Source organism: Lewinella sp. W8, from assembly GCF_004375085.3.
Taxonomy (GTDB): domain Bacteria; phylum Bacteroidota; class Bacteroidia; order Chitinophagales; family Saprospiraceae; genus Neolewinella.
The window spans coordinates 315,273-338,799 of record NZ_SNAQ03000003.1 but is presented as its reverse complement, the minus strand read 5'-3'; the positions used below and the strand labels follow the sequence as shown (position 1 = coordinate 338,799).

Here is a 23,527-nt window from a genome sequence, read left to right as displayed (position 1 = left end):
ATTCCAACGACTGGGTGAAGTCTTGAAAAAATCTGCTTCATGATTCCTGGATATTTATTTAGTGGCCTCCAACACCAACACCGAAGCGGGCGGAAGACTTAATCGCAGCTTACCGTTCCGCAGACTTGCCCCGGTGTACGCTTTGGGCTGCACGCGATCCGGAGCCTCAAAGGTGTTGTACTGCTGAATTTTGTCGGCCGTCAGGATTTCTCCGCTTACGGTTTTCAGGTTCATCCCGGCGACGTCCAACTCAAGTTGGTGAGTACGCTCATCATCGATGTTGACCAGTGAAAAGTGCACCTTTCCCGCCGCATCCTCCGAGGCTGAAGCCGAGATGGCGGGCAGAGCTTCTCCTTTATGCACCCATAAAGGAGAGATAAAGGAAAGGGGAATCAGCTTGGCGTCCTGATGCACGTTGAACATCCTGAAAACGTGGTAGGTAGGCGTAAGTACCAACTTTTCCTCTTCGGTGAGGATAACCGCCTGCAGCACGTTGACGGCCTGAGCAATGTTGGCCATCTTTACCCGGTCCGCATGATTGTTGAAAATATTCAGCGAAGCGCTGGCCAGGATGGCGTCGCGCATGGTGTTCTGTTGGTAAAGGAAGCCCGGATTAGTCCCTGGCTCCACGTCGTACCAGCCACCCCATTCGTCCACCAGCAAGTCAACCTTCTTATCCGGGTCGTACTTGTCCATGATCGCCACGTGGCGGGTGATGAGTTCCTCCATTTTGAGCGCCTCCTTCATGGTAAGGAAGTACTGATCATCGGTAAAATCCTTGGCGGATCCCTTAGCACTCCAGTCGATCACCGAGTAGTGGTGCAAGGCGATGGCTTCGATGAGGCTTTTGGGAATATTCTTCATCAATACCTCCGTCCACTTGTAGTCGTTACCACTGGCGCCCGAGGCGATCCGGTAAATACCATCATCATTGTTCCAGTTGGTCATGAAAGTGGCGAACCGCCGGTACACGTCAGCGTAATATTCCGGGCGCATGTTTCCGCCACAGCCCCAGGCTTCGTTACCTACTCCCCAGTATTTTACTTTCCAGGGTTCTTCCCGTCCGTTTTCGGCCCGCAGGTCGGGCATGGGGCTGGTCCCGGCGGGGTGAGTCGTGTACTTGATCCAGTCGGCTAATTCCTGGGGCGTTCCGCTACCGACATTTGCCGAGAGATAGGGCTCGGTGTCGAGCAGTTCACACATATTCAGGAAGTCATGGGTGCCGAAGCTGTTGTCTTCCTTTACGTTACCCCACCAGACGTTAAGAATCGACGGTCGGTCTTCTTTCGGACCGATCCCATCTTTCCAGTGGTAGGTATCCGCAAAACACCCTCCGGGCCAGCGGAGGTTAGGAATTTTTAGTGCCCGCAGGGCCTCCACGATATCATTACGCACCCCGTTGGTGTTGGGGATTTCGCTGTCCTCCCCAACGTAAAAGCCACCGTAGATGCACCGCCCGAGGTGTTCGGCAAAATGCCCGTAGATATGGCGACTGATGACGGGAGCGTCCTCCTCGGGGGCCACCTTGATTTCTACCGCCTGTCCGCTCACTACGGCGGTGGTAAAGAGGAGGGAGAGGAGCGTAAGAATTTTTGAGAAGCGTAGTTGCATGATACGATTTTAAGGCCAAAGCAATAATGATGTTCTACCTTGTCCCGGTTCCAAAACTTAGGTTACGGAAACGAAACATTTGCGGGTTACCGTAACAAATATAAAGTTATTTGTCAAAATGACAATTATAAATTACTTTTATCGCACTTATGCAAAACTATCCCGCCCAGGACCGTCTCCTCCTTGCCGTTGATTGTATCATTTTCGGCTTTCAGGAGGATCAGTTGAATCTACTGTTGATTCGGCGCGACTTTGAACCCCACCGGGGGGAATGGTCCCTGATGGGTGGTTTTTTGCGGCGGGCAGAAAACCTCGACGCCGGTGCCCAGCGGGTGGTAAAGGACCTGACCGGTCTGCAGGATGTATACCTGGAGCAATTCCATACCTTCGGTAAGGTAGGACGCGATAGTGTGGAACGCACTATATCCGTCGGATACTATGCCCTGGTAAACCAGAAACGGGCGACGGCCCAACTCTCCGAACGATACGCGGCGCGCTGGACACCCCTCACGGAACTTCCCCCCCTGATTTTTGACCACCAGGAGATGGTCGATGCTGCCCTGGCGGCACTCCGGTACCGGGCCACCCACGAACCGGTTGGCTTTGAGTTGCTCCCAGAAAAGTTTACCCTGACCCAGCTCCAACGATTGTATGAGGCCATTTTCGATCAGCCGATTGACGCCGGGAATTTCCGTCGCCGACTACGCAAAATGGACTATCTGGAACAAACCGACGAAAAAGACTTTTCCGAATCCCGGCGTGGCGCCTGGTACTACCAGTTCCTTCCGGACCAATACGCCGACGCCCGACGCAACGGGATTCCTTTTTTATTGAAACCTTAAGCGATCATGAAATACACGCTTGGCCTAGATTTCGGTACGGACTCCGTCCGGGCACTACTGGTGGACGTCAGTAGCGGGCAGGAAGTAGGGACCGGGGTAAGTTATTACCCACGCTGGAAGGCAGGCAAATACTGCCAGGCTTCCCTGAGCCAGTTTCGGCAACACCCTCAGGATTACGTTGATGGCCTGGTGGCCGCCGTGAAGGCTGCCCTGGCCGATGCCCCCGCAGGAACGGCGGACGAGGTGGTCGGGATTGCCGTGGACACCACGGGCTCTACCCCCGTAGCGGTAGACGCCAGCGGAACTCCCCTGGCGCTACGGGAAGAATTCCGGGACAACCCCAACGCCATGTTCGTGCTTTGGAAGGACCATACCGCCATCCAGGAAGCCGAAGAGATCAATAATCTTTGCCGTAACTGGGAAACCGATTACACCAAATACGAGGGCGGCATCTACAGTTCCGAGTGGTTCTGGGCCAAGATCCTTCACGTGCTGCGGACCGACGAAGGTCTGCGGGCAGCCGCCCACTCCTGGGTGGAGCACTGCGACTGGATTCCCTTTCTATTGACCGGTGGTAAGGACATAAAACAGATGCTCCGCAGCCGGTGTGCTGCCGGGCACAAGGCCCTCTGGCACCCCGAGTGGGGAGGACTGCCGCCGGAGGAATTCCTCACTGAGCTGGACCCGCTGCTGGCCGGATTGAGGGACCGCCTTTACGTAGATACCCATACTTCCGACGTCGTGGCCGGTCTCCTTAGCGATGACTGGGCCGGACGGCTAGGACTGCCCGCGGGCATCCCCGTGAGTGTGGGCGCCTTCGACGCCCACATGGGAGCCGTGGGTGGAGAGATTAAGCCCTTTTACCTCTCCCGCGTAATGGGAACCTCAACCTGTGACATTCTGGTTATCCCGGACGATCATCCGGCAGCCAAAAAGCTGGTCCGGGGTATTTGTGGCCAAGTGGATGGATCAGTCATTCCCCAAATGCTGGGGTTAGAGGCCGGACAGAGTGCCTTCGGCGACGTCCTGGCCTGGTTCACCGACCTGCTCAGCTGGGGGAGGCCGGAAGCCAGTAAAGGTGCCCTCATCGCCGAGTTGAGTCGTGCCGCCGCGGACCTGCCACCGGGCGGGGAGGAAATTGCCGTTGACTGGTTTAATGGTCGCCGGACGCCGGACGCCAACCAGCGACTGCGGGGTGCCATCGCGGGACTTAACCTGGGGTCCGACGCTCCCCGGGTGTTTCGCGCCCTAGTCGAAGCTATTTGCTTCGGAGCCCGCCACATCGTGAGCCGCTTTGAGTCGGAGGAGATTCCCGTGGAGGGCATCATTGGCCTGGGTGGGGTGGCCAAAAAGAACCCCTTCGTTATGCAGACGCTGGCCAACGTACTGAATCGCCCCATCCAGGTGGCCCGCAGTGAGCAAACCTGTGCTCTCGGAGCAGCGATGTTTGCCGCCGTGGCGGCGGGGGTGCACCCGGACGTTCCGGCCGCAGTCTCCGCCATGGGCAGTGGCTTTGACGCCACCTACCACCCCGAACCGGACCGGGTGAAGTATTACGAAGAAAAATATACCCGCTACCGGCAACTGGGCGCCGCCGCTGAGCAACTGGCTGCGAGTGGAGACTAACTTTCCGACCAGCAATGCTCCCCGGTAATTACCCGGCACCCGCGCGTAAGCGCCCAAAAAATAATGACCTCCTTCATGCCGAACCTTCAACTATGACCCACGCAGCGATCCGACAAGCGGCCTACGCGGCCAATATGCAACTACCGGAATTAGGCCTGGTGCTTTTTACCTTCGGAAACGCCAGCGCGGTGGACCGGAAAGCCGGGGTATTTGCGATTAAGCCCAGCGGGGTGCCGTACCGGGAGCTGACCCCCGAGATGATGATCATCGTCGACTACGAGGGTAGGGTAGTGGAGGGAAATCTGCGACCAAGTAGCGATACCAAAACCCACGCGCTCCTGTACAAAGAGTGGAGCAATATCGGCGGGATTGTCCACACCCATTCCACCTACGGCACCGCCTGGGCCCAGGCCCAGCTTCCCATCCCGATCATGGGCACTACCCACGCCGACCACCTGACGGTGGACGTTCCCTGCGCACCGCCCATGGCTGACGCCAGAATCAGCGGGAACTACGAGCACGAAACCGGCTGGCAGATCATCGAGCACTTCCGGGAATTGGGTCTTGACCCCTCCGAGGTGGAAATGATCCTGGTTGGTAATCACGCTCCCTTCACCTGGGGCAAATCGGTGGAGAAAGCCGTCTACCACGCCGCTGTCCTCGAGGAGGTGGCCCGCATGGCCTATCTGTCGCGGCAAATCAATCCAGACGCCCCCCGTCTGAAAGAAAGTCTGGTGCAAAAGCACTGGCAGCGAAAGCACGGAAAGGACGCCTACTACGGCCAACAATAATTCTCCCAGAACTGACGAAAAATCATCATGAAAATATACTTTCTTACTGGCAGCCAGCATCTCTACGGCCCCGAAACCCTGGTACAGGTAGCAGAGAACAGCAAAAAAATTGTTGCCTCCCTAAACGATAACCTGACCAATTCAGCCGAAATCGTCTGGCAGCCCACGCTGACGGACGCGGAGCTCGTGTATCAAACCATCAGGCGGGCCGAAGCCGACGAGGAATGCGCAGGAGTAATTGCCTGGATGCACACTTTTTCTCCCGCCAAAATCTGGATTCGCGGCCTAAGCATCCTCACCAAGCCCCTCTGCCAGTTGCACACCCAGGTGCACCGGGACATTCCCTACCCGGACATCGACATGGACTACATGAACCTCCACCAGACGGCGCACGGCGGTCGGGAGTTCGGCCATATGTGCGCCAAAATGGGGGTACGTCGGCGGGTAATTGTGGGCCATTGGGCGCAAGCGCAGGTGCAGCGTCAGTTGGAAAACTGGATCCGCGTTGCCCGCGGCATTTCCAGCGAACGGCGGATGAAGGTGGCACGCTTCGGAGACAATATGCGCAATGTTGCCGTGACGGAGGGCGATAAGGTAAGTGCCCACGTGACCTTCGGCTACCAGGTGGATGGCTACGGCATGGGGGACCTCGTCGAGCGGGTCCGGGCCGTTAAAACAGCCCAGGTAGCGGAACTGCTGGAAGAGTACGAAGACACCTATGATCTAGCGGCTAACGTCCGGTCGGGAGGAGACCGGCGGACGCATCTGGAGTACAGCGCTCGCCTCGAACTCGGGCTTAAAAACTTTCTGGAGGAGGGCGGCTATACGGCCTTCACCGATACCTTTGAAGATCTTCATGGGCTAGAGCAACTCCCCGGACTGGCCACCCAGCGATTGATGAGTCAGGGATACGGGTTCGGAGCGGAAGGCGACTGGAAAACGGCCGCGCTGGTGCGCACCATGAAGGTCATGGGTGAAGGCCTGGATGGCGGCAACAGCTTCATGGAAGATTATACCTACCATTTTGAACCCGGAGCGGAAGCCGTCCTGGGGGCACATATGCTGGAAATTTGTCCGTCGATTGCGGGGGGCCGTCCACGGATTGAATGCCACCCCCTCGGGATTGGTGGCAAAGCCGATCCCTGTCGGCTGGTCTTTGACGGCCGGGAAGGCCCGGCCCTCAACGCTTCGCTGGTGGATATGGGAGACCGGTTCCGCCTCGTGGTTAATACGGTCACGGGCCGCAGTCCCCGTGCCAAATTACCCAAGCTTCCCGTTGCGCGAGTTCTCTGGGAGCCCCATCCGGATATGGAAACCGGAGTAGCCGCGTGGATCTACGCGGGGGGGGCTCACCATACTTGCTTCAGCCAGAATATCAGTACCGAACAGTTGATCGATTACGCCACCTTTACGGGGATCGAATGCGTGGTCATCGACGAGCATTCGCGGCTCCGTGAATTTCAAAACCACTTTAATCAGGTCCGTTAAGCAACCCGATAATTCATCATAAAGTTATTGTCATGACCGTATTATCAACCATTGACTGGATCATCATTTTTCTGTATTTCACCCTCATTCTGGGCATTGCCTGGTGGGTAATCCGGCAGAAGAACGATAGTTCCGACGAATATTTCCTGGCTGGTCGTAACCTCGGGTGGTTCGTCGTCGGGGCTTCCATTTTCGCCTCCAATATCGGTTCGGAGCACCTGGTGGGGCTGGCGGGTTCCGGAGCGACGGACGGCGTGGCGCTGGCCCACTACGAGCTGCACGCCTGGTGTCTGTTGGTACTTGGTTGGGTGCTGGCACCATTTTACATGCGCTCCAGGGTATTTACCATGCCGGAATTTTTGGAACGACGCTTTTCCGGAACGGCCCGGGTCATCCTTTCCCTCATTTCCCTGGTGGCCTACGTGCTCACCAAAATTGCCGTCGGCATCTTTGCCGGGGGAATCGTTTTCGGTGTTTTAATGCCGGAGATCAGTTTTATGGGACTGGACAGTTTCTGGATTGGCTCCATTCTCGTCATTCTACTCACGGGCGCTTATACCGTACTTGGCGGACTAAAGGCGGTGGCGTATACCGAAAGTATCCAGACGATTATTCTCATTTTCGGTGCGACCCTGGTTACCTACTACGGGCTTGATGCACTCGGGGGCTGGAGTGAGCTGCGCCGCATTGCCGGGTCAGAAATGTTTAACCTATGGAAACCACTGGTTCCGGATGGAGTTGCCGGCACCTGGTCTCCCGTGCGCACGGAAACGACCATGGCCTGGTACTTTAACGATAACTACCCCTGGTTGGGAATGCTGTTTTGCGCGCCGATCATCGGCCTATGGTACTGGTGTACGGACCAGTACATTGTACAACGAACCCTTGGTGCGGCAAACCTGACCGAGGCCCGGCGCGGCACCATCGCTGCGGCCCTGCTGAAGCTGCTCCCGGTATTCATCTTCATCATTCCCGGCATTATCGCCTTTGCGCTGGCCAGCAGTGGGAAAATGGACACCATGGCCACGGAAATGCTCGACGAGCAAGGTAACCTGATCACGGCAAACGCCCAGCAGGCCTTTCCCTTATTGGTGGCCACGGTTTTACCTTCCGGCATCCGGGGACTGGTGGTAGCAGGGCTCCTGGCGGCACTGATGAGCTCCCTGGCCGGCGTATTCAATGCCTCGTCTACACTCTTTACCATGGATTTCTACCATAAATTCCGGCCCAAGACCAGTGAGCAAGATCTCGTCAAAATTGGCCGTTTCGCCACCGTTGCAATGGTGATCATTGGCCTGTTGTGGATTCCGGTTATTCAGGGCAGCCGGGGGCTGTATGATTACCTCCAGAGTGTCCAGGGATACCTGGCCCCGCCGATCTTTGTGGTCTTCTTTTTCGGTATTTTCTTCAAACGGATGAACGCCAAGGGAGCCCTGGCCGCGCTTGGGATTGGCTTCGTGATGGGGCTGTTCCGCCTGGTGGTCGATACGCCCGTAGCCCTTGGCGAGGGATTTGCCTACCCCGAAGGCTCCTTTCTCTGGATCATCAACAATACATTTTTCCAGTACTATAGCCTACTGATCTTCCTGGTGAGTGCTGCTGCCATGGTGGGCGTGAGCCTGGCCACCGCACCACCACCACCGGAAAAGGTACGCGGGCTCGCCTTCGGAATGGTTTCCGCGGAGGATCAGGCCGACGTCAAATCCAGTTATACCCGGTCAGACGTCATCTGGTCCGTACTGGTCGTCGTGCTGATTCTCATCGCCTACGGCTACTTCAGCGGGTAGGGGAGTACAACCACTTTATTCACATCACCTTTAACGTAAACGTCATGAAAGACTCCCGATTTGCTCCCCTGAACGACTGGCTGGCACCTGGTGCCGTGCTGTTCTTATTTGTGCTCCTGTTCAGCTTTACCAGCTGTGGCACTTCCGGCTCAGAAGAGGCTCCCGCCACCGCTGAGGAATCCTCGACGGCAGATACGGTTCAGGTACGCTCCTACGGGGAGACGCCAGACGGCTCAGCCACGCTCTTCACCCTCCGTAACGTCAACGGTATGGAGGTGGACGTTACCAATTACGGAGGCATCATTACCGCCATTCGCGTACCGGATAATCGCGGGGCAATGGGTGATGTCGTCCTGGGCTTTGCGGACGTAAAGGGGTACCTCGGGGAACACCCCTACTTTGGTGCCCTCATCGGGCGCTACGGAAACCGGATTGGCGGTGGAGTCTTCACCCTCGACGGTACTACGTATGAGCTGGACCGTAACGATGGCGATAACGCCCTGCACGGTGGGCCAAAGGGCTTTCACCGCCAGTTGTACGAAGCCAAAACGATCAATCCCGAAGCGGGCGTTCGGGGGGTATCCCTCCGGCGGGTCAGCCCAGACGGAGAAGAAGGCTACCCCGGAAATCTGGACCATACCGTCCGGTACCTACTCACCGATGAAAACGAGCTTCGGATCGAATACGAGGCCACAACGGACGCACCAACCGTCGTAAACCTGACCAATCACGCCTACTTCAATCTCGGCAATCAACCGACCATTCTCGAGCACGAACTCATGATTGAGGCCGAGCGCTTCACCCCCGTTGACGAGGGCCTCATCCCCACCGGAGAATTGAAGAACGTGGCGGGAACACCCTTTGACTTTCGGGAGCCCCACGCCATCGGTGCCCGCATTGGGGAGGAGAACGAGCAACTGGAGCTTGGATTGGGCTACGACCACAATTTCGTGCTGGACCGTAAGACCGATTACGCGCTGGAGAGAGTCGCCACCCTCTATGCCCCCAGTTCCGGGCGCTTCATGGAAGTACTTACCACCGAGCCCGGACTACAATTCTATTCCGGCAATTTCCTGGACGGTAGTTTGACGGGGAAAGACGGAAAGTCCTACGAAAAGCGCTCCGCCCTATGCCTCGAGACTCAGCATTGGCCCGATTCTCCCAACCAGCCGGATTTCCCGTCCACGGAACTGCGTCCGGGAGAAACCTATCGGTCCACCACGGTATACCGCTTCTCCGTACGCTAGCCCCATGAGATACCTGACCTGCATTATTCTCGCCTTTTTTCTCTGCTTTCCGCCCCTGAAGGCCCAGGCAGTTAATCCGGTCATTTACGCCGATGTCCCCGACATGTCCATGATTCGCGTTGGGGATACATATTACATGAGCAGCACGACCATGCATTTGAGTCCGGGTCTGCCCATCATGAAGTCGCAGGACCTGATCAACTGGGAAATCGTCGGCTATGCCTATGACCGACTAGCCGAAAACGATGCCATCAACCTGATCGACGGGCAGAGTGCCTACGGCCGGGGTTCCTGGGCCAGTTGTTTAAAGTATCACGAGGGCACTTATTACGCCTCCACTTTCTCCAGCACCACGGGGAAAACCCACGTGTATTCCACCGAGGATATTGAAAAAGGACCCTGGCGAGCCCGGAGCTTCACCCCGGCGTACCACGATCATACCATGTTCTTTGACGATGATGGCAGGGTCTACATGATCTACGGGGTGGGGGATCTCAAAATCGTGGAAATGAAGGAGGACCTGAGCGGAGTAAAGCCCGGAAGCGAAGAACGGGTATTGATTGAAAACGCCAGTGCTCCGGCCGGTGACAATATCATGTTACGGGCAGAGGGATCTCAGCTGTTTAAAGTCAACGGACAGTATTACCTCTTCAATATCTGTTGGCCACGGGAAGGTATGCGCACCGTAATCATTCACCGGTCCGATAAGCTCACCGGCCCCTGGGAGGGGAAAGTGGGATTGCAGGATTTGGGAGTAGCGCAGGGAGGACTGATTCAGACACCGGACGAACGCTGGTATGCATACCTGTTTCGCGATAACGGTGGGGTAGGGCGCGTACCCTATCTGGTCCCGGTCCGTTGGGAGGATGGATGGCCCGTATTGGGAGTAGACAACAAGGTTCCCGAAATGCTCGATTTACCGCCCCAGAAGGGCTTGATGCCGGGAATCGTTGCTTCCGACAATTTCAATCGGAAGAAAGAAAGCTCTGATCTCCCGCTTGTCTGGCAGTGGAACCATAATCCGGTTCCTGATTACTGGTCGGTGCGCGCCAGAAAAGGATTCCTGCGGTTGACCACCGAGCGCCTGGACACCAGTTTTGTGTCGACCAGAAATACCCTCACCCAACGGACAATTGGTCCGGTGTGTACCGGGACGACCAAGATTGACGTGTCGCACATGCGAAACGGAGATTTTGCCGGCCTAAGTTTGCTACAGAAGAACTATGGTTTGGTTGGGGTCAAAGTCATCAGTGGCAAAAAGTACTTGGTCATGGTGAGTACCGAAAACGGTAAGGCCGTAGAGCGAGTACGCATTCCCCTTGCCCAGAATACGGTTCAACTCAGGATCAACTGTGATTTCCGCGATCAAGCGGATACCGCTACCTTTTATTACAAAGTGAAGGGTAAATCATGGAGGCCCATTGGTACGTCCATGCCCATGCCCTATACGTTACCGCATTTTATGGGGTACCGTTTTGGATTATTCAATTACGCTACGAAGGAATCAGGAGGTTACGTTGACTTTGACTACTTCAAAATCTCCGATGGATGACTTCAGCCCATTCACTAATTGAGTACCATAAAGGGGACTTGCTCTATTGTTCACACCATGGTCACGAAGCTAATTGCTTCTTGCTTACTCAGAAATCACCAACGCCCCAAATCAATAACCAAAGGGCAAATGCCAATACGCTTACTACCTGGCGCTAGTTCTAACCATCAATTAAGTAAATCATGCGTTATCTATCGCTCCTGCTTTTTTTGCTTTTCGTTTCGTGTGGGGATACCGCCCCATCGGATTCCGAGGTAAAGACAGAAGTTCCGACCTTCCAAAACCCGGTGTTAACGGGCTTTTACCCGGACCCCGCTCTGTGTGAGGCAAACGGTAAATTTTATCTGACCACTTCCACCTTCGCCTATTTCCCCGGCCTGCCAATTTTTGAAAGTGACGATCTGGTGAGCTGGAAACAAGTCGGAAACGCCATGAATCGCGCGAGCCAGATGCAACTGGAAGGCCTCGGGATTTCCCGGGGCAACTTTGCTCCGGGCATCAGCTTTCATGACGGGGTGTTCTACGTGGTTTGTACCCTGGCGGATGCCGGAGGGAATTATATCGTCACCGCTACTGACCCAGCCGGCCCGTGGTCCGATTCATATTTTTTACCGGAAGTTGATGGTATTGACCCTTCCACTTTCTTTGAGGGAGACAAATCCTACCTGGTATATAACAGCATTCCGCCCGATAATAAATCGCTCTACAGCGGACACCGTACCATCCGAATGGTGGAGTTCGACCGGGAAACCATGGAAGTATTGGGGGAGAACAAAATATTGGTGAACGGCGGTACGGACATCAGTAAAGAACCGGTCTGGATTGAGGCTCCCCATATTTACCACATCAACGATTTCTATTACCTGATGTGTGCGGAAGGGGGAACCGGTCCTCAGCATTCTGAGGTAATCTTCCGCAGCAAAGAACTCTGGGGCCCCTACGAGCCCTGGGAGAATAACCCAATCCTTACCCAACGTCATCTTGATCCCAACCGGCCAAACCCCGTAACCACGGCCGGACACGCCGATATGGTTCAATTGGACAATGGCGACTGGTGGGCCGTTTTCCTGGCCGTCCGGCCCTACGAAGGCAACTACTTTAATACGGGGCGGGAGACCTTCCTCGCCCCGGTACGCTGGACGGACGACGGCTGGCCGGTGATCAATCCCGACTTTGAGGAAGTACAGTATAGCTATCCCATGCCATCCGGCGCCCCGGCGGATACGACTTTACCCCGCTTTGCCGGCAACTTCACCTTCCGGGATGAATTCTCGGAGGACAGTCTTAACCTACGGTACCTTCTTTTACGTACTCCCACCGAAAGATGGTACCAGCTGGAGGACAGTCAACTAAAATTGCGGCTTCGCCCAACCACCGTCAACGAGCGCTCCAATCCCAGTTACGTCGGTTTCCGGCAGCACCATCTTGCGGGAGAAGCTGCTACCCTGGTATCCTTTACGCCGGAAGCGGAAGGCGAACGGGCGGGGCTGGTCGTCTTCCAGAGTAGCGAGCATCATTATACCTTCGTCAAGACGATCGTTGGTGACCAGGAGACGGTACAGCTCCTTAAAGCTAGCGAGGAGGTTAACGAAGTACTCGCCGAGGCATCCATTGCTGAGGGGCCATTACGCTTGCGGGTTAGTTTCGAAAACGACAAGTACAACTTTAGCTACGCGGAAGAAGGTGCGGAAGAGTACATAACGTTGGTGGCAGATGTTGCGGGCAAGTACCTCAGCACTCAGGAAGCGGGGGGCTTCGTCGGAGTAACCATCGGCATGTACGCCACCTCTTCCGGAAAGAATTCCGATCAGGTCGCGGCCTTTGACTGGTTCAGTTATACGGGCGATGATCAAATCTTTCGGAAATAGCTGGCGTCACCTTCGGCCGGGCCATTTTCTGGCGAATCTTCCCCGGGCAACCCACCAACGCTGAACGTATCATTTACGACTTAATCCCACTTGTCACCCAATCGATGACGTAAATCCGCTCACTACCTTCATGAAATTTCTTGCCCACAAGTTGCTTATCCTTTGTATGATGCTCCAGGTCTCCCTTGAGGCTGAGATCGTATTACCGAGGTTGATCGGTGACAATATGGTATTACAACGGGATACCGAAATCTCCGTTTGGGGGTGGGCGAGTCCCGGAGAAAAAATCGTGATGCAATTCGTTGGGAAAACCTACGAAACTACCACGGATGACTCCGGAAAATGGGCGTTAAGGTTGAAGCCGACTCCCGCTGGTGGCCCTCACGACATAACCCTGAAGGGGACTAATCAAATCACCCTGAAAAACATTGTCTTTGGGGATGTGTGGCTTTGTTCGGGGCAAAGCAATATGGTGCACCAGATGAAGCTGCACCGCATTCTTTACGCAAAGGACATTGCCAGCGCGAACTATCCGGACATCCGGCACTTTGCGGTGCCGACCAATGCCGTCTTTACCGGCCCGGTAAAGGATTTTCCGGGCGGTAGCTGGCAAAGCGCTACCCCCGAAAGCGTCAGGGAATTCACCGCCGTTGGCTACTTCTTTGCCCTTGACCTGCATCAGCGCTACGGCGTCCCGATTGGCCTGATCAACGCCAGCGTGGGCGGCTCCCCGATTGAAGCATGGATCAGTGAAGCGGGCTTACGGGAATTCCCCGACATGGTCGCGACCGTCAACCGCAACCGGGATACTGCCTACGTGAAACGGGTCAACTCCCAGCCGGACCCCGAAGGTAGCATGCCCCTTCCCCCCGATCGGGGAACTGCGGCTGCTCCCGCCTGGTACGCCGAGGAACTAGTGGAGAACGAGAACTGGCGCCCCATTAACGTTCCGGGCTTCTGGGAAGACCAGGGACTGAAGGACCTGAATGGTACAGTGTGGTACCGAAAATACCTCTACCTTCCACTGGACATGGCCGGAAAGGAAGCAGAAGTGTTTTTGGGGCGAATCGTTGATGCTGACGAGTTATTCATCAACGGTAAACGCATTGGGGGCACGGGGTATCAGTATCCCCAACGGCGTTACCCGGTACCCGCCGGACTACTCCGGGCAGGGCAAAACCTCCTGGCCGTCCGAGTGACTAACTTCGGCGGAAAGGGAGGCTTCGTGCCCGATCGCCCCTACCAGATTTTTTCGAAAACGGATACGGTGGACCTGAAGGGAACCTGGAGTTATCGGGTAGGGCAGGTACGCCCGCCCCGAAAAACGGCCCCGCCACCAAGAATTTCCCTGCGCGGTCAACCTGCTTCCTTCTACAACGGCATGATTGCCCCGGCCACCAATTACGGCATTAAGGGAGTGCTCTGGTACCAGGGAGAATCCAACGCCGGCCGTCCGAAAACCTACGCCCGGCTGCAGGCCGCGCAGATCCAGGACTTCCGGACAAAATGGGGCGACGACCAGCTGCCTTTCCTGTTCGTACAACTACCCGGATTTCAGGATTATTCCTACCTCCCGGAAGAGAGCAACTGGGCCGCACTGCGGGAGGCACAACGCAAAAGCCTTCGCGTTCCCCACACCGGAATGGCCGTAGCCATTGACCTCGGGGAGTGGAACGACATTCACCCCGATAACAAAAAAGACGTGGGCCTTCGTCTGGCCCGGCTCGCCCGCCAACGGGTCTACGGCGAGTCGGAGTTGGTCGCTACGGGGCCAATGCCCCGGAAAGCAGTCCGGACCGGTGATTCCGTCATGATCACCTTCACAGACGTCGGTAAAGGTCTGGTGAGTAAAGACGGAGAAGCGCTGCGTGAATTTGCCCTCGCGGGCTACGATGGCGTTTTTCATTGGGCGCAAGCAAGGATTCAGGAGGATAGGGTGGTGCTCAAACATCCGGACATTAAGCATCCCCGTTACGTCCGGTATGCCTGGTCCGACAACCCGCAGGTTAATCTGTATAATCAGGAAGGACTGCCTGCTTCCCCCTTTGAACTGACCGTCGGTCCGGATCGCCCTCCGCTTTGGCGCGGGAAAAAGGCCACGGTTGTTTTAACCTACGATGATGCTTTAAACGTCCACCTCGACGAAGTAATCCCCGCTCTGGACCGCCACGGAATAAAGGCTACCTTTTACCTCTCAGCCGCCTTCCCCGGCAGCAAAAACCGTTTGGAGGACTGGCGACGTGCGGCCGCCGCGGGACATGAGCTGGGTAATCACACCCTGTATCACCCCTGTGACGGATCCAAGCCCGGTCGTGACTGGGTTAGTCTGGAAAGAGACCTAAGCCGTTATTCGACCAGCCGTCTGCTCGATGAGGTAGCAATGACCAACGTTTTTCTGGAAAGCCTGGACGGGAAACGGGAACGAACTTTCGCTTACCCCTGCGGAGATACCGCAACGGGGGAAGGGGACTTCACGGAAGCCATCGCGGAAAGCTTCCTGGCTGCCCGTGGGGTGCAAGCCGAGCTCAACGCGGCCCATGATTACGATCTCCACAACTTCTACGCCTACGGCATCAATGGACAGACGGGAGACGAACTGATTAGCATGGTAAAGAACGCCGAAGAAAATAATGCGCTGATCGTATTCCTCTTTCACGGGGTTGGCGGAGAGCACAACCTTAATGTCTCCACGCAGGCTCACCAGCAGCTGATTGACTATCTCGCCGCACACCAGGATCAACTGTGGGTGACCACCATGATTACTGCGGCTAAACACCTTAAATCACGTCGGCCGTGATCAAGAACAATATCCAGGATAATTCAATAAATAATTTGGGCGCGCGCGTGAAGCGAAGCGGAATACTCGGCTCAGCCGGTGCAGGTGCAAAGTATCCAGTAAGGTGGCCAGGTCTGCTCGTTCTCCTCGGCTGCTACCTGCTCATCCTTCCCGTTGCACTTTCCGGACAGTCGGAGCCGGTCACCTTTACCGATGAAGAAGCCCGCGCGGATATGTTGCAGCGCATGGGCATCACGGCCTTAAGGCCAGGCAAGAGTGCTGATCCGGCCTCGCCTAACGCCACCAACTATGACGAAAGTCTCGCCAACCCCTGCCCCAAACTTCCCCCCATCCTGAAGACCCTAAGCGGAGACCGCGTTACCAACCCCGAACAATGGTGGCAGGAGCGACGCCCGGAATTGGCAAGAATGTTGAGCGAGGAGGTATATGGTAAAGTCCCCGACCGGGTTCCTGCGGTGAACTGGACCGTCAAAGTGGAAGACCGGGAGTTTGTCGGTAGAACACCAGTAGTCGCCAAACAACTGATTGGTCGCGTGAACAACCGCGATTATCCGGCCATCGAAGTCGAGATCGAGATGATGCTGGTGGTACCCACCAACGTTGAAGGTCCCGTTCCGGTACTCATGATGTTTGGTCGCCCGGCCTTCCCCGCTCCCGCCCAGCCAAATAAAGAAGATCTGGAAGCGCTGAATACGGCCTTTAAGGAAATGATGATCGAAGCAAAACCTTCGGTAAAGGAAATTTTTGATCGTTATCCGGCATACCAACCCATCACCCGTCTTCCTCCTCCCAACTGGTTTGCTCCACCACCCAATGGAGACTCTCCCGCTACGGAGCAATTGCTGGCCGCCGGTTGGGGCTACGCTACCATCAGCCCCTCCAGCATTCAGGCGGACAACAGCGCGGGGCTCACCCGGGGTATCATCGGACTCGTCAACAAGGGACAACCCCGGTCACCCGACGATTGGGGCGCCTTACGCGCCTGGGCCTGGGGCGCCGCACGGGGGTTGGATTACCTCGAAACGGATACGCTGGTAAACGCCCAACGCGTAGGCATTGAGGGTGTTTCCCGCTACGGAAAAGCCGCGCTGGTGGCCATGGCCTTTGAGCCACGCTTCGCCACCGCACTGATCGGATCATCGGGGAAGGGTGGCGTTACCTTACACCGCAGAATATTCGGCGAGACGGTAGAAAACCTCACGGGGTGGGGGAGTCACTGGATGGCCGGAAATTACCTTAAGTACGGCGCTGATCGCTCTCCCTACGGAAAAATGACCGGCTGCGATCTACCCGTGGATGCCCACATGATGCTCGCACTTTGCGCCCCGAGGCCCGTCTTTGTCAGCTACGGTATTCCGGAAAAGGGTGACGCCGAATGGCTGGATCAGAAGGGCAGCTATATGGCAACCATTGCTGCCGGAGTGGCCTACAAGTTGCTTGGGGCAAAAGACCTGGGAGTATCAAACGATTATTGGAGCGAAAAGATGCCCGCCGTCAATACTGGTTTGCTTGAAGGAGAACTTGCCTGGAGGCAGCACGATGGCGGCCATACCGACCAGCCAAACGTCCAGTATTTCATCCCCTGGGCCGAACGCTTTATGCAATAGCTCCATCAGCGGCAAGAATCATCCAGCAGAACAACTAATCAAGCCCCCCCTATCGGGAAGTAAATTATCATCACCCACAAAATCGTCAATTTATGCGCTTAATCAACTATGGATTCCTGCTACTTTGCTCGCTAATCTACCTGGGCTGTGGACCATCCACCGCCGATGTATCTGAGACAGCATCAAACACCGAGTCCGCGCCCTCGCTAGGTGCCGTATACGCCCCTAACTTCTATATTGGTGCCGCCGTAAATCGGGTCCAGTTGGACGGTACCGACTCCGCCGGGTTGGCGATCCTGGAACGGGAGTTCACTTCCATTACTCCGGAAAACGTCATGAAATGGGAGAATATCCAACCGGAGGCCAACCGCTTTGAGTGGGACATGGCCGATGCCTACGTGGAACTAGGTGAGCAACAAGACATGTGGATTGTCGGGCATACACTGGTCTGGCACAGTCAACTTCCCGACTACGTAAAGGAGACCACCGACCCGGATCAGTTACGGACGTACCTGGAAGAACATATCCGGGCCGTAGCCGGACGCTACAAGGGCAAAATCGATGGCTGGGATGTACTGAACGAAGCCCTCAATGAGGATGGTAGTTATCGCGAATCGGTTTTTTATAAAGTGTTGGGAGAGCAGTACATTGTAGACGTCTTCCGGTTAGCGCAGGAGGTGGATCCGGATGCGGAACTATACTACAACGACTACAACCTGAACAACCCAGAGAAAAGAGAGGGGGCCATCCGTATTGCCAAGCTTTTACAGGACAACGGCGTGCGTATCGACGGTATTGGTATGCAGGCCCACTACAATTTGAATGGCCCACCGATCAGTCAGGTGCGCAACAGCATCGACGCCTACGCTGCCACCGGGGTCAAAGTGATGATCACGGAGCTCGACCTGACCGTATTGCCCAACCCCTGGGACCTGGAAGGGGCGGCCGTGGAGCAGAACTTCGAGGAGAGCGAAATGATGAACCCCTATCCCGGCGGACTTCCCGACTCCGTCCAGATACGCCTGGCCGATCGCTACGAGGAGCTGTTTCGGCTTTTCCTGGAAAAGCATGAGCACATCACCCGGGTTACTTTCTGGGGAATTCACGATAATCAAAGCTGGCTGAACGGCTGGCCTATCCGGGGCAGAACCAATTACCCGCTGCTGTTTGACCGGCAGTTCAAACCCAAAAAGGCCCACGAGCGCCTGATGCAGTTAGCGGCGAACCGGGATTAGGATACATTCATCTGAACACTCACCAATTATATGACAACAAGTCAAGCACACAAACTTAGCGTTACCGAAAAGGTAGGCTACGCCTTAGGCGATCTAGCGGCGAACCTGGTCTTCCAGACCCTGGTAACCTTCATCGCCTTCTATTACACCGACGTTTACGGAATTTCTGCCGGAGCGGCCGCCCTGATCATATTCTGGGCGGGGATTGTCGGAGGCGCCATTTTCACGCCCGTCATGGGCGTCATTGCCGACCGGACCCGGACCCGCTGGGGCAAGTTTCGCCCCTGGATTTTGTGGACCGCCATTCCCTTTGGGGTAATTGTCATGGCGACGTTCATTACGCCCGACTTCAGCCCCAGTGGCAAGGTATTGTATGCGGGAATCACCTACTTCCTGCTGGTGTTGGTGTATTCGGCCAATAACCTCCCATACTCTGCCCTAAGCGGCGTTTTGACCGGAGACATGGCCGAACGGAACAGCCTGTCCAGTTACCGGTTCGTCGCCGTAATGGTGGCCCAGTTCATCATCCAGGTGCTGGCCTTGCCGCTGGTCCTCATTTTGGGAGATGGCGACAAGGCCATTGGCTTCGAACGGACCATGTTTTTCCTCGCCTGCGCGGGAATTGTCATGTTCATCATCACCTTTCTGACCACCCGGGAGCGCATCATTCCCAAGCCAGAGCAAGAGTCCAGTGTCCTGGATGATCTGCGTGACTTGTCCAAGAATCGCCCCTGGATCGTGATGGTCATTTTGACCACTCTGGTGTTTGTGACCCTGGCCCTGAAGGGCGGCTCCTACGTGTATTACTTCTCGGAATACATGGACGAAAATGCCCTGGCGCTTTTCCTGGAGAACACGGGCTTCAACGGACTCATTGACAACCTGAACAGCATCCTGGCCAGCATGAATTTAGCCGAATTTCAGTGGCCTGAGGACCCAGCGACTTCTGCCTTCAGCTTCTTCAACGCCACCAGCATCATTTGTCAGATCATCGGAATTTTCTTCAGTAAGTCGCTGGCCGACCGCTTCGGGAAGCGGAACGTATTTGGCATCGGACTTTTTGTCTCCACCTGCTTTCTCCTGGTCTACGTGTTCTTCCCGCCGGATGCCGTTAAGCTCGTTTTCCTGGCTCAGGTCGCTCACGGGCTTTCCTACGGCGTGACCGTTCCCCTCCTGTGGGCGATGATCGCGGACGTGGCCGACTATTCGGAGTGGAAAAATAACCGTCGGGCCACCGCCATCGTCTTCTCGGCCATGATCTTTGGTCTGAAGGTGGGTCTTTCCATCGGAGGGGCCCTCGTGGCGACCCTGCTGTCCGCCTACAACTACAATGCTGAACTCGCCCAACAGGCACCGGCAACGGTAACGGGCATTAAGTTGATGGTGAGCGTATTCGCTTCCATTCCCTTCCTGATCGGTTGTGCTTCCCTTTATTTCTATGAAATCGACAAGAAGATGGAAATCCAACTGGAGCAGGATCTTTTAGCTCGCCGCACGAACTGATTTCGCAGCATCAATCCATCATTCCTAAAATATCTACCGCATGCCAACCCCAGAAGCTGACTACCAGAAACTAGCCAAGCGAGCCATTGCCGCCCCTCTGGTAAGTCATATTTATACCGCCGACCCATCCGCACACGTGTTCAACGGGAAATTATACATCTATCCCAGCCACGACATTGAGGCTGGCATCGCCTTTAACGACAACGGCGACCATTTTGCGATGGAAGACTACCACGTAATTTCACTAGATGCCCCGGGAGGAGAAGCGACGGACCACGGTGTGGCGCTGCACGTAAAGGATGTTCCCTGGGCCGCCCGTCAAATGTGGGCCCCCGACGCTACCGAAAAGGGGGGCAAGTATTACTTCTATTTCCCCGCAAAGGATCACGACGGCATTTTCCGCATCGGCGTTGCGGTGGGTGATGCGCCGGAAGGTCCCTTCACCCCGGAAGAAAATCCCATTGCTGGGACCTATTCGATCGACCCCGCAGTTTTTGCGGACGATGATGGTGCCTACTACCTCTATTTTGGGGGAATCTGGGGCGGACAACTCCAGAAGTACCGTAACAACCAGTACGATGAAGCCCACGAGCTACCGGCCGACGATCAACCGGCCTTACTGCCGCGGGTTGCCCGGCTCAAGGATAACCTGCTCGAATTGGCCGAAGCACCACGAGCAGTAGAGATACTGGACGAAAACGGACAACTATTACTCGCCGGAGACAACGATCGTCGTTTCTTCGAAGCAGCCTGGCTGCATAAGTATAACGGCACGTACTACTTCAGCTACTCTACCGGAGATACTCATTTTCTGTGCTACGCAACGGGGGATTCACCCTACGGGCCCTTTACCTACCGGGGACGGATACTGGAACCCGTCGTAGGCTGGACGACGCATCATTCCATTTGCGAATGGCGGGGAAAATGGTATCTGTTTTACCACGATTCCATCCTGTCCGGCGGGATCACCCATCTGCGTTCCATTAAAATGAGCGAAATAACCTACGATGACCGTGGCGCAATTAATCCCTTACAACCTTACCAAATCGAGGGGGCTGAGGAGAATTAGAATAGTTGGGCGCGGAGCGCAGGTGCAGTGCTCTTAGGTATGAGCATTGCACCTGCGCTCCGCGCCCAAAAAATACTTTACTCCAACGAGATAATACCAGACCTGGTCACGAGCATCACCACCGCGGCCGGATGCCCGGGGAGTAGGGGTAAAACTCGTCTACGTAGCTTTGCAAACTCCTCGCCGGAACGGGTACTTCGTGGGGTAATGGCCGCGCATTAACGGAGTGGAAATAGGACAGGCAGGCATCCCGCCACCACGCTGCTTCTTTACGTTGGATGTTCAGGTGCTGGGCGGCATACACGAAGCGCTCGGGGTCAATGTCTGCCTTCAGGCTGTTCCACATTTTCTGCATTTCGTCAACCTGGTCCACCCCGCGCTGGTACCGCAGTCCGATTTCCCGCCACAAATCATTTCCGTTGGCCAGGGTCATTGACCAGGGAACCCGGTGAAACCAGAGCAAAAACTCGGGCGGACAGTTGTCGGGATCCTCATATTGCTTCGCAAAGGCTGGAGGATACTGGCTAAGTGCCCCGCTGCCCGTTGCCGTACGGTCAAAGCCAACGCTGTCCTTTGTAGCCCAGTGGTAGTAGTAGGGATTCCAGTCGTCACGCCCGAGGTCGTTCACCCAGGGCCCCGGGCCGTAGTGGTGTCCGGTTGCCATGATGTGGTGCAGTCCCATGGGCGTCATGTAATTCACGCAGGCGGGGTAGGAGATGGTGAGCATTTGGGTTACCCGGTCCACTACCGTGGGTTTCGTGCCGAAGGTCAGGGCGGACCAATCCCGAAATATGGTCCGGGCGCTGGTTTCCGGAGACCAGCTCAAGCGACCAAATGCGTACCAGTCGGCCTGTCCGAACAGATTGCCGGTCCAGTTTCTGGCCGTTCCGATATTACTTACCCCGGCAATCCCACTGACCAGCTCATGCACCTTACCACCCGCTTGCTCCGGATGCATATCGGTGGTCAGTATTTCCTCATACATACTGGCCAGGCCGACGGTATGCGTTCCCTGCCCGAGGTATTCCTTGGTGATCTGTAATTCCAGCAGTAGAGGGGTGCGGGGCATGGCGGCAAACAGGGGAGAAACGGGCTCCCGCGGCTGAAAATCAATCGGGCCATTTTTGATCTGCAGCATAACGTTTTTGCGGAATTTTCCGTCCAGCGGCCGGAATTCATCGTACGCTTCCCGAAAGCGATCGCCTCCTTCCTTGTCGGTATACACGAAGGCCCGCCACATCACGATTCCCCCGTGGGGTTCCAGGGCATCGGCCAGCATGTTGGCGCCTTCGGCGTGGCTCCGTCCGTATTCCCGCGGACCGGGTTGACCCTCCGAATTCGCCTTGACGAGAAAGCCGCCAAAATCCGGGATACGGGCATAAATTTCTTCTACTTTATCCTTCCACCAGGCCATTACTTCTGGGTCCAGGGGGTCGGCAGTTTCCAGTCCCCCCAATTCCATGGGGGAGCTGAAGCGGGCGGTGAGGTAAAGCTTAATGCCGTAGGGGCGAAAAACGTCCGCCAGCGCCGCGGCCTTGTCCAGATAATCGTCCCGGAAGACCAGGGAGTTAGCGTTCACGTTGGTCACTACCGTCCCGTTGATGCCCACGGAAGCGTTGGCGCGGGCGTAATCGACGTAGCGCTGGTCAATGAAGTCCGGGAGCTGGTGCCAATTCCAGATGGAGAATCCGGCGTATCCCCGTTCTACCGTTCGGTCCAGATTGTCCCAGTGGTTGAGGATGCGGTGTTCGTAGGCGGGGCGCTCCGTGCGGTTGAGGGTCGCGAGACTTTCTCCCCGACTCATCATTTGCAGTAGGTCAAAGGCCCCGTAGAGCAAGCCTTTGTCGTCGTCGGCAATGATGAGCAAATCGCCCTCATCCGCCGCAAGGTGGTACCCCTCACTGCCGAGGTCGGGGACATTGTTGTCCTTCAGGAAGTCCTCAATCCGGGAAGACTTCCCCCGAATGCCCAGGTACACTCCCTGATCACCCTGCTTTCCCGGTTCATCGAACAACGTAATTCCCAGGAGCCCCCCGAGTCCCTTACGCAGTTCCCGGGTCGCAGTTTCGGCTACGAGGGACACCTCTTCGCAGTGCACAAAAGCGGCCGATTTCACGTATTTCGTTCGGAGGTCAGTATCCTCAATCAAATCATGCCGTAGCCACAGGCGATAACCATCTTCTGCTTTCACCCCAAAGGATGCGCTTAAAATGATGAAAAACAGTAAATTACGCATACTAACTGTAAGTTTTGGTGACAATAAATTTTGTCTGGGGAAGACAGTATTGTGAGAATAAGGTAGCTAACATTAAATACCGAAGGTGGAGTTTAATAATACTGAATTCTCATGGTTGGCCTCCTAATCGGTCTTGATGACGAGAAATGCTGCCACATGCACTTAACGGACCAAGACCAAATCGCCAAAGACCGTACATTTTATTCTAAATAGTTCATGGTTGAGCAGGGGCAGCTCCGTCAGGATAGCGTCCTCCCTCTGATCAAAA

The 23,527-nt window shown here is 55.7% G+C and carries 15 protein-coding genes; 13 read left to right on the top strand and 2 right to left on the bottom strand.

Features of this window, described 5'->3' with window-relative positions; all coding sequences use genetic code 11:
• Positions 1–54 precede the first annotated feature (54 nt).
• The gene (locus tag E1J53_RS05615; protein ID WP_134271964.1) at positions 55–1,611 is read right to left on the bottom strand and encodes an alpha-N-arabinofuranosidase; all 1,557 of its coding nucleotides are present in this window, start codon (positions 1,609–1,611) and stop codon (positions 55–57) included.
• Between the two features lie 149 nt (positions 1,612–1,760).
• Between E1J53_RS05615 and E1J53_RS05610 the strand changes: the two genes are divergently transcribed.
• From E1J53_RS05610 to E1J53_RS05550, 13 genes are all read left to right on the top strand, one after another.
• A complete protein-coding gene (locus E1J53_RS05610; RefSeq protein WP_134271963.1) occupies positions 1,761–2,453 on the top strand; it encodes an NUDIX domain-containing protein in 693 nt (230 codons plus the stop codon).
• Between the two features lie 6 nt (positions 2,454–2,459).
• Positions 2,460–4,079, top strand: a complete 1,620-nt coding sequence (locus E1J53_RS05605; RefSeq protein ID WP_134271962.1) for a ribulokinase — start codon at positions 2,460–2,462, stop codon at positions 4,077–4,079.
• Positions 4,080–4,171: 92 nt separating this feature from the next.
• The gene (locus E1J53_RS05600; RefSeq protein WP_134271961.1) at positions 4,172–4,870 is read left to right on the top strand and encodes an L-ribulose-5-phosphate 4-epimerase; all 699 of its coding nucleotides are present in this window, start codon (positions 4,172–4,174) and stop codon (positions 4,868–4,870) included.
• Between the two features lie 27 nt (positions 4,871–4,897).
• Positions 4,898–6,358 (top strand): L-arabinose isomerase, encoded by a 1,461-nt coding sequence (gene araA, locus E1J53_RS05595; RefSeq protein ID WP_134271960.1) that lies wholly within the window; start codon positions 4,898–4,900, stop codon positions 6,356–6,358.
• 32 nt (positions 6,359–6,390) lie between these two features.
• Positions 6,391–8,145, top strand: coding sequence for a sodium:solute symporter (locus E1J53_RS05590; RefSeq protein ID WP_134271959.1), 1,755 nt, complete (start codon positions 6,391–6,393; stop codon positions 8,143–8,145).
• A gap of 44 nt (positions 8,146–8,189) precedes the next feature.
• Positions 8,190–9,392 carry an aldose epimerase family protein gene (locus E1J53_RS05585; protein WP_134271958.1) on the top strand — a complete coding sequence of 401 codons (1,203 nt, stop codon included), beginning with the start codon at positions 8,190–8,192 and terminating at the stop codon, positions 9,390–9,392.
• A gap of 4 nt (positions 9,393–9,396) precedes the next feature.
• Positions 9,397–10,944, top strand: a complete 1,548-nt coding sequence (locus E1J53_RS05580; RefSeq protein ID WP_134271957.1) for a glycoside hydrolase 43 family protein — start codon at positions 9,397–9,399, stop codon at positions 10,942–10,944.
• Positions 10,945–11,126: 182 nt separating this feature from the next.
• Positions 11,127–12,812 carry a glycoside hydrolase family 43 protein gene (locus E1J53_RS05575; protein ID WP_134271956.1) on the top strand — a complete coding sequence of 562 codons (1,686 nt, stop codon included), beginning with the start codon at positions 11,127–11,129 and terminating at the stop codon, positions 12,810–12,812.
• A 130-nt stretch (positions 12,813–12,942) separates the two neighbouring features.
• Complete coding sequence (locus E1J53_RS05570; protein ID WP_134271955.1) at positions 12,943–15,609, top strand: sialate O-acetylesterase; 2,667 nt, start codon at positions 12,943–12,945, stop codon at positions 15,607–15,609.
• Positions 15,610–15,746: 137 nt separating this feature from the next.
• Positions 15,747–17,216 (top strand): alpha/beta hydrolase family protein, encoded by a 1,470-nt coding sequence (locus E1J53_RS05565; protein ID WP_368671732.1) that lies wholly within the window; start codon positions 15,747–15,749, stop codon positions 17,214–17,216.
• Positions 17,217–17,308: 92 nt separating this feature from the next.
• Positions 17,309–18,451 (top strand): endo-1,4-beta-xylanase, encoded by a 1,143-nt coding sequence (locus tag E1J53_RS05560; protein ID WP_134271954.1) that lies wholly within the window; start codon positions 17,309–17,311, stop codon positions 18,449–18,451.
• Between the two features lie 30 nt (positions 18,452–18,481).
• On the top strand, positions 18,482–19,954 hold the full coding sequence (locus E1J53_RS05555; RefSeq protein WP_134271953.1) for an MFS transporter: 1,473 nt from the start codon (positions 18,482–18,484) through the stop codon (positions 19,952–19,954).
• A 40-nt stretch (positions 19,955–19,994) separates the two neighbouring features.
• Positions 19,995–21,023: a glycoside hydrolase family 43 protein gene (locus E1J53_RS05550; protein WP_134271952.1), complete on the top strand. Its 1,029-nt coding sequence runs from the start codon at positions 19,995–19,997 to the stop codon at positions 21,021–21,023.
• 115 nt (positions 21,024–21,138) lie between these two features.
• Here E1J53_RS05550 and E1J53_RS05545 read toward each other — a convergent pair whose 3' ends face one another.
• Positions 21,139–23,259: an alpha-glucuronidase family glycosyl hydrolase gene (locus tag E1J53_RS05545; RefSeq protein ID WP_134271951.1), complete on the bottom strand. Its 2,121-nt coding sequence runs from the start codon at positions 23,257–23,259 to the stop codon at positions 21,139–21,141.
• Positions 23,260–23,527 lie beyond the last annotated feature (268 nt).

What these genes read in the sequence shown, in the direction of transcription:
- E1J53_RS05590 (WP_134271959.1), top strand. Translation starts at nt 6,391, where the DNA reads ATGACCGTATTATCAACCATTGACTGGATCATCATTTTTCTGTATTTC.
- E1J53_RS05570 (WP_134271955.1), top strand. Translation starts at nt 12,943, where the DNA reads ATGAAATTTCTTGCCCACAAGTTGCTTATCCTTTGTATGATGCTCCAG.
- E1J53_RS05615 (WP_134271964.1), bottom strand. Translation starts at nt 1,611, where the DNA reads ATGCAACTACGCTTCTCAAAAATTCTTACGCTCCTCTCCCTCCTCTTT.
- E1J53_RS05605 (WP_134271962.1), top strand. Translation starts at nt 2,460, where the DNA reads ATGAAATACACGCTTGGCCTAGATTTCGGTACGGACTCCGTCCGGGCA.
- E1J53_RS05575 (WP_134271956.1), top strand. Translation starts at nt 11,127, where the DNA reads ATGCGTTATCTATCGCTCCTGCTTTTTTTGCTTTTCGTTTCGTGTGGG.
- E1J53_RS05580 (WP_134271957.1), top strand. Translation starts at nt 9,397, where the DNA reads ATGAGATACCTGACCTGCATTATTCTCGCCTTTTTTCTCTGCTTTCCG.
- E1J53_RS05600 (WP_134271961.1), top strand. Translation starts at nt 4,172, where the DNA reads ATGACCCACGCAGCGATCCGACAAGCGGCCTACGCGGCCAATATGCAA.
- E1J53_RS05550 (WP_134271952.1), top strand. Translation starts at nt 19,995, where the DNA reads ATGCCAACCCCAGAAGCTGACTACCAGAAACTAGCCAAGCGAGCCATT.
- E1J53_RS05555 (WP_134271953.1), top strand. Translation starts at nt 18,482, where the DNA reads ATGACAACAAGTCAAGCACACAAACTTAGCGTTACCGAAAAGGTAGGC.
- E1J53_RS05610 (WP_134271963.1), top strand. Translation starts at nt 1,761, where the DNA reads ATGCAAAACTATCCCGCCCAGGACCGTCTCCTCCTTGCCGTTGATTGT.
- araA (WP_134271960.1), top strand. Translation starts at nt 4,898, where the DNA reads ATGAAAATATACTTTCTTACTGGCAGCCAGCATCTCTACGGCCCCGAA.
- E1J53_RS05560 (WP_134271954.1), top strand. Translation starts at nt 17,309, where the DNA reads ATGCGCTTAATCAACTATGGATTCCTGCTACTTTGCTCGCTAATCTAC.
- E1J53_RS05545 (WP_134271951.1), bottom strand. Translation starts at nt 23,259, where the DNA reads ATGCGTAATTTACTGTTTTTCATCATTTTAAGCGCATCCTTTGGGGTG.
- E1J53_RS05585 (WP_134271958.1), top strand. Translation starts at nt 8,190, where the DNA reads ATGAAAGACTCCCGATTTGCTCCCCTGAACGACTGGCTGGCACCTGGT.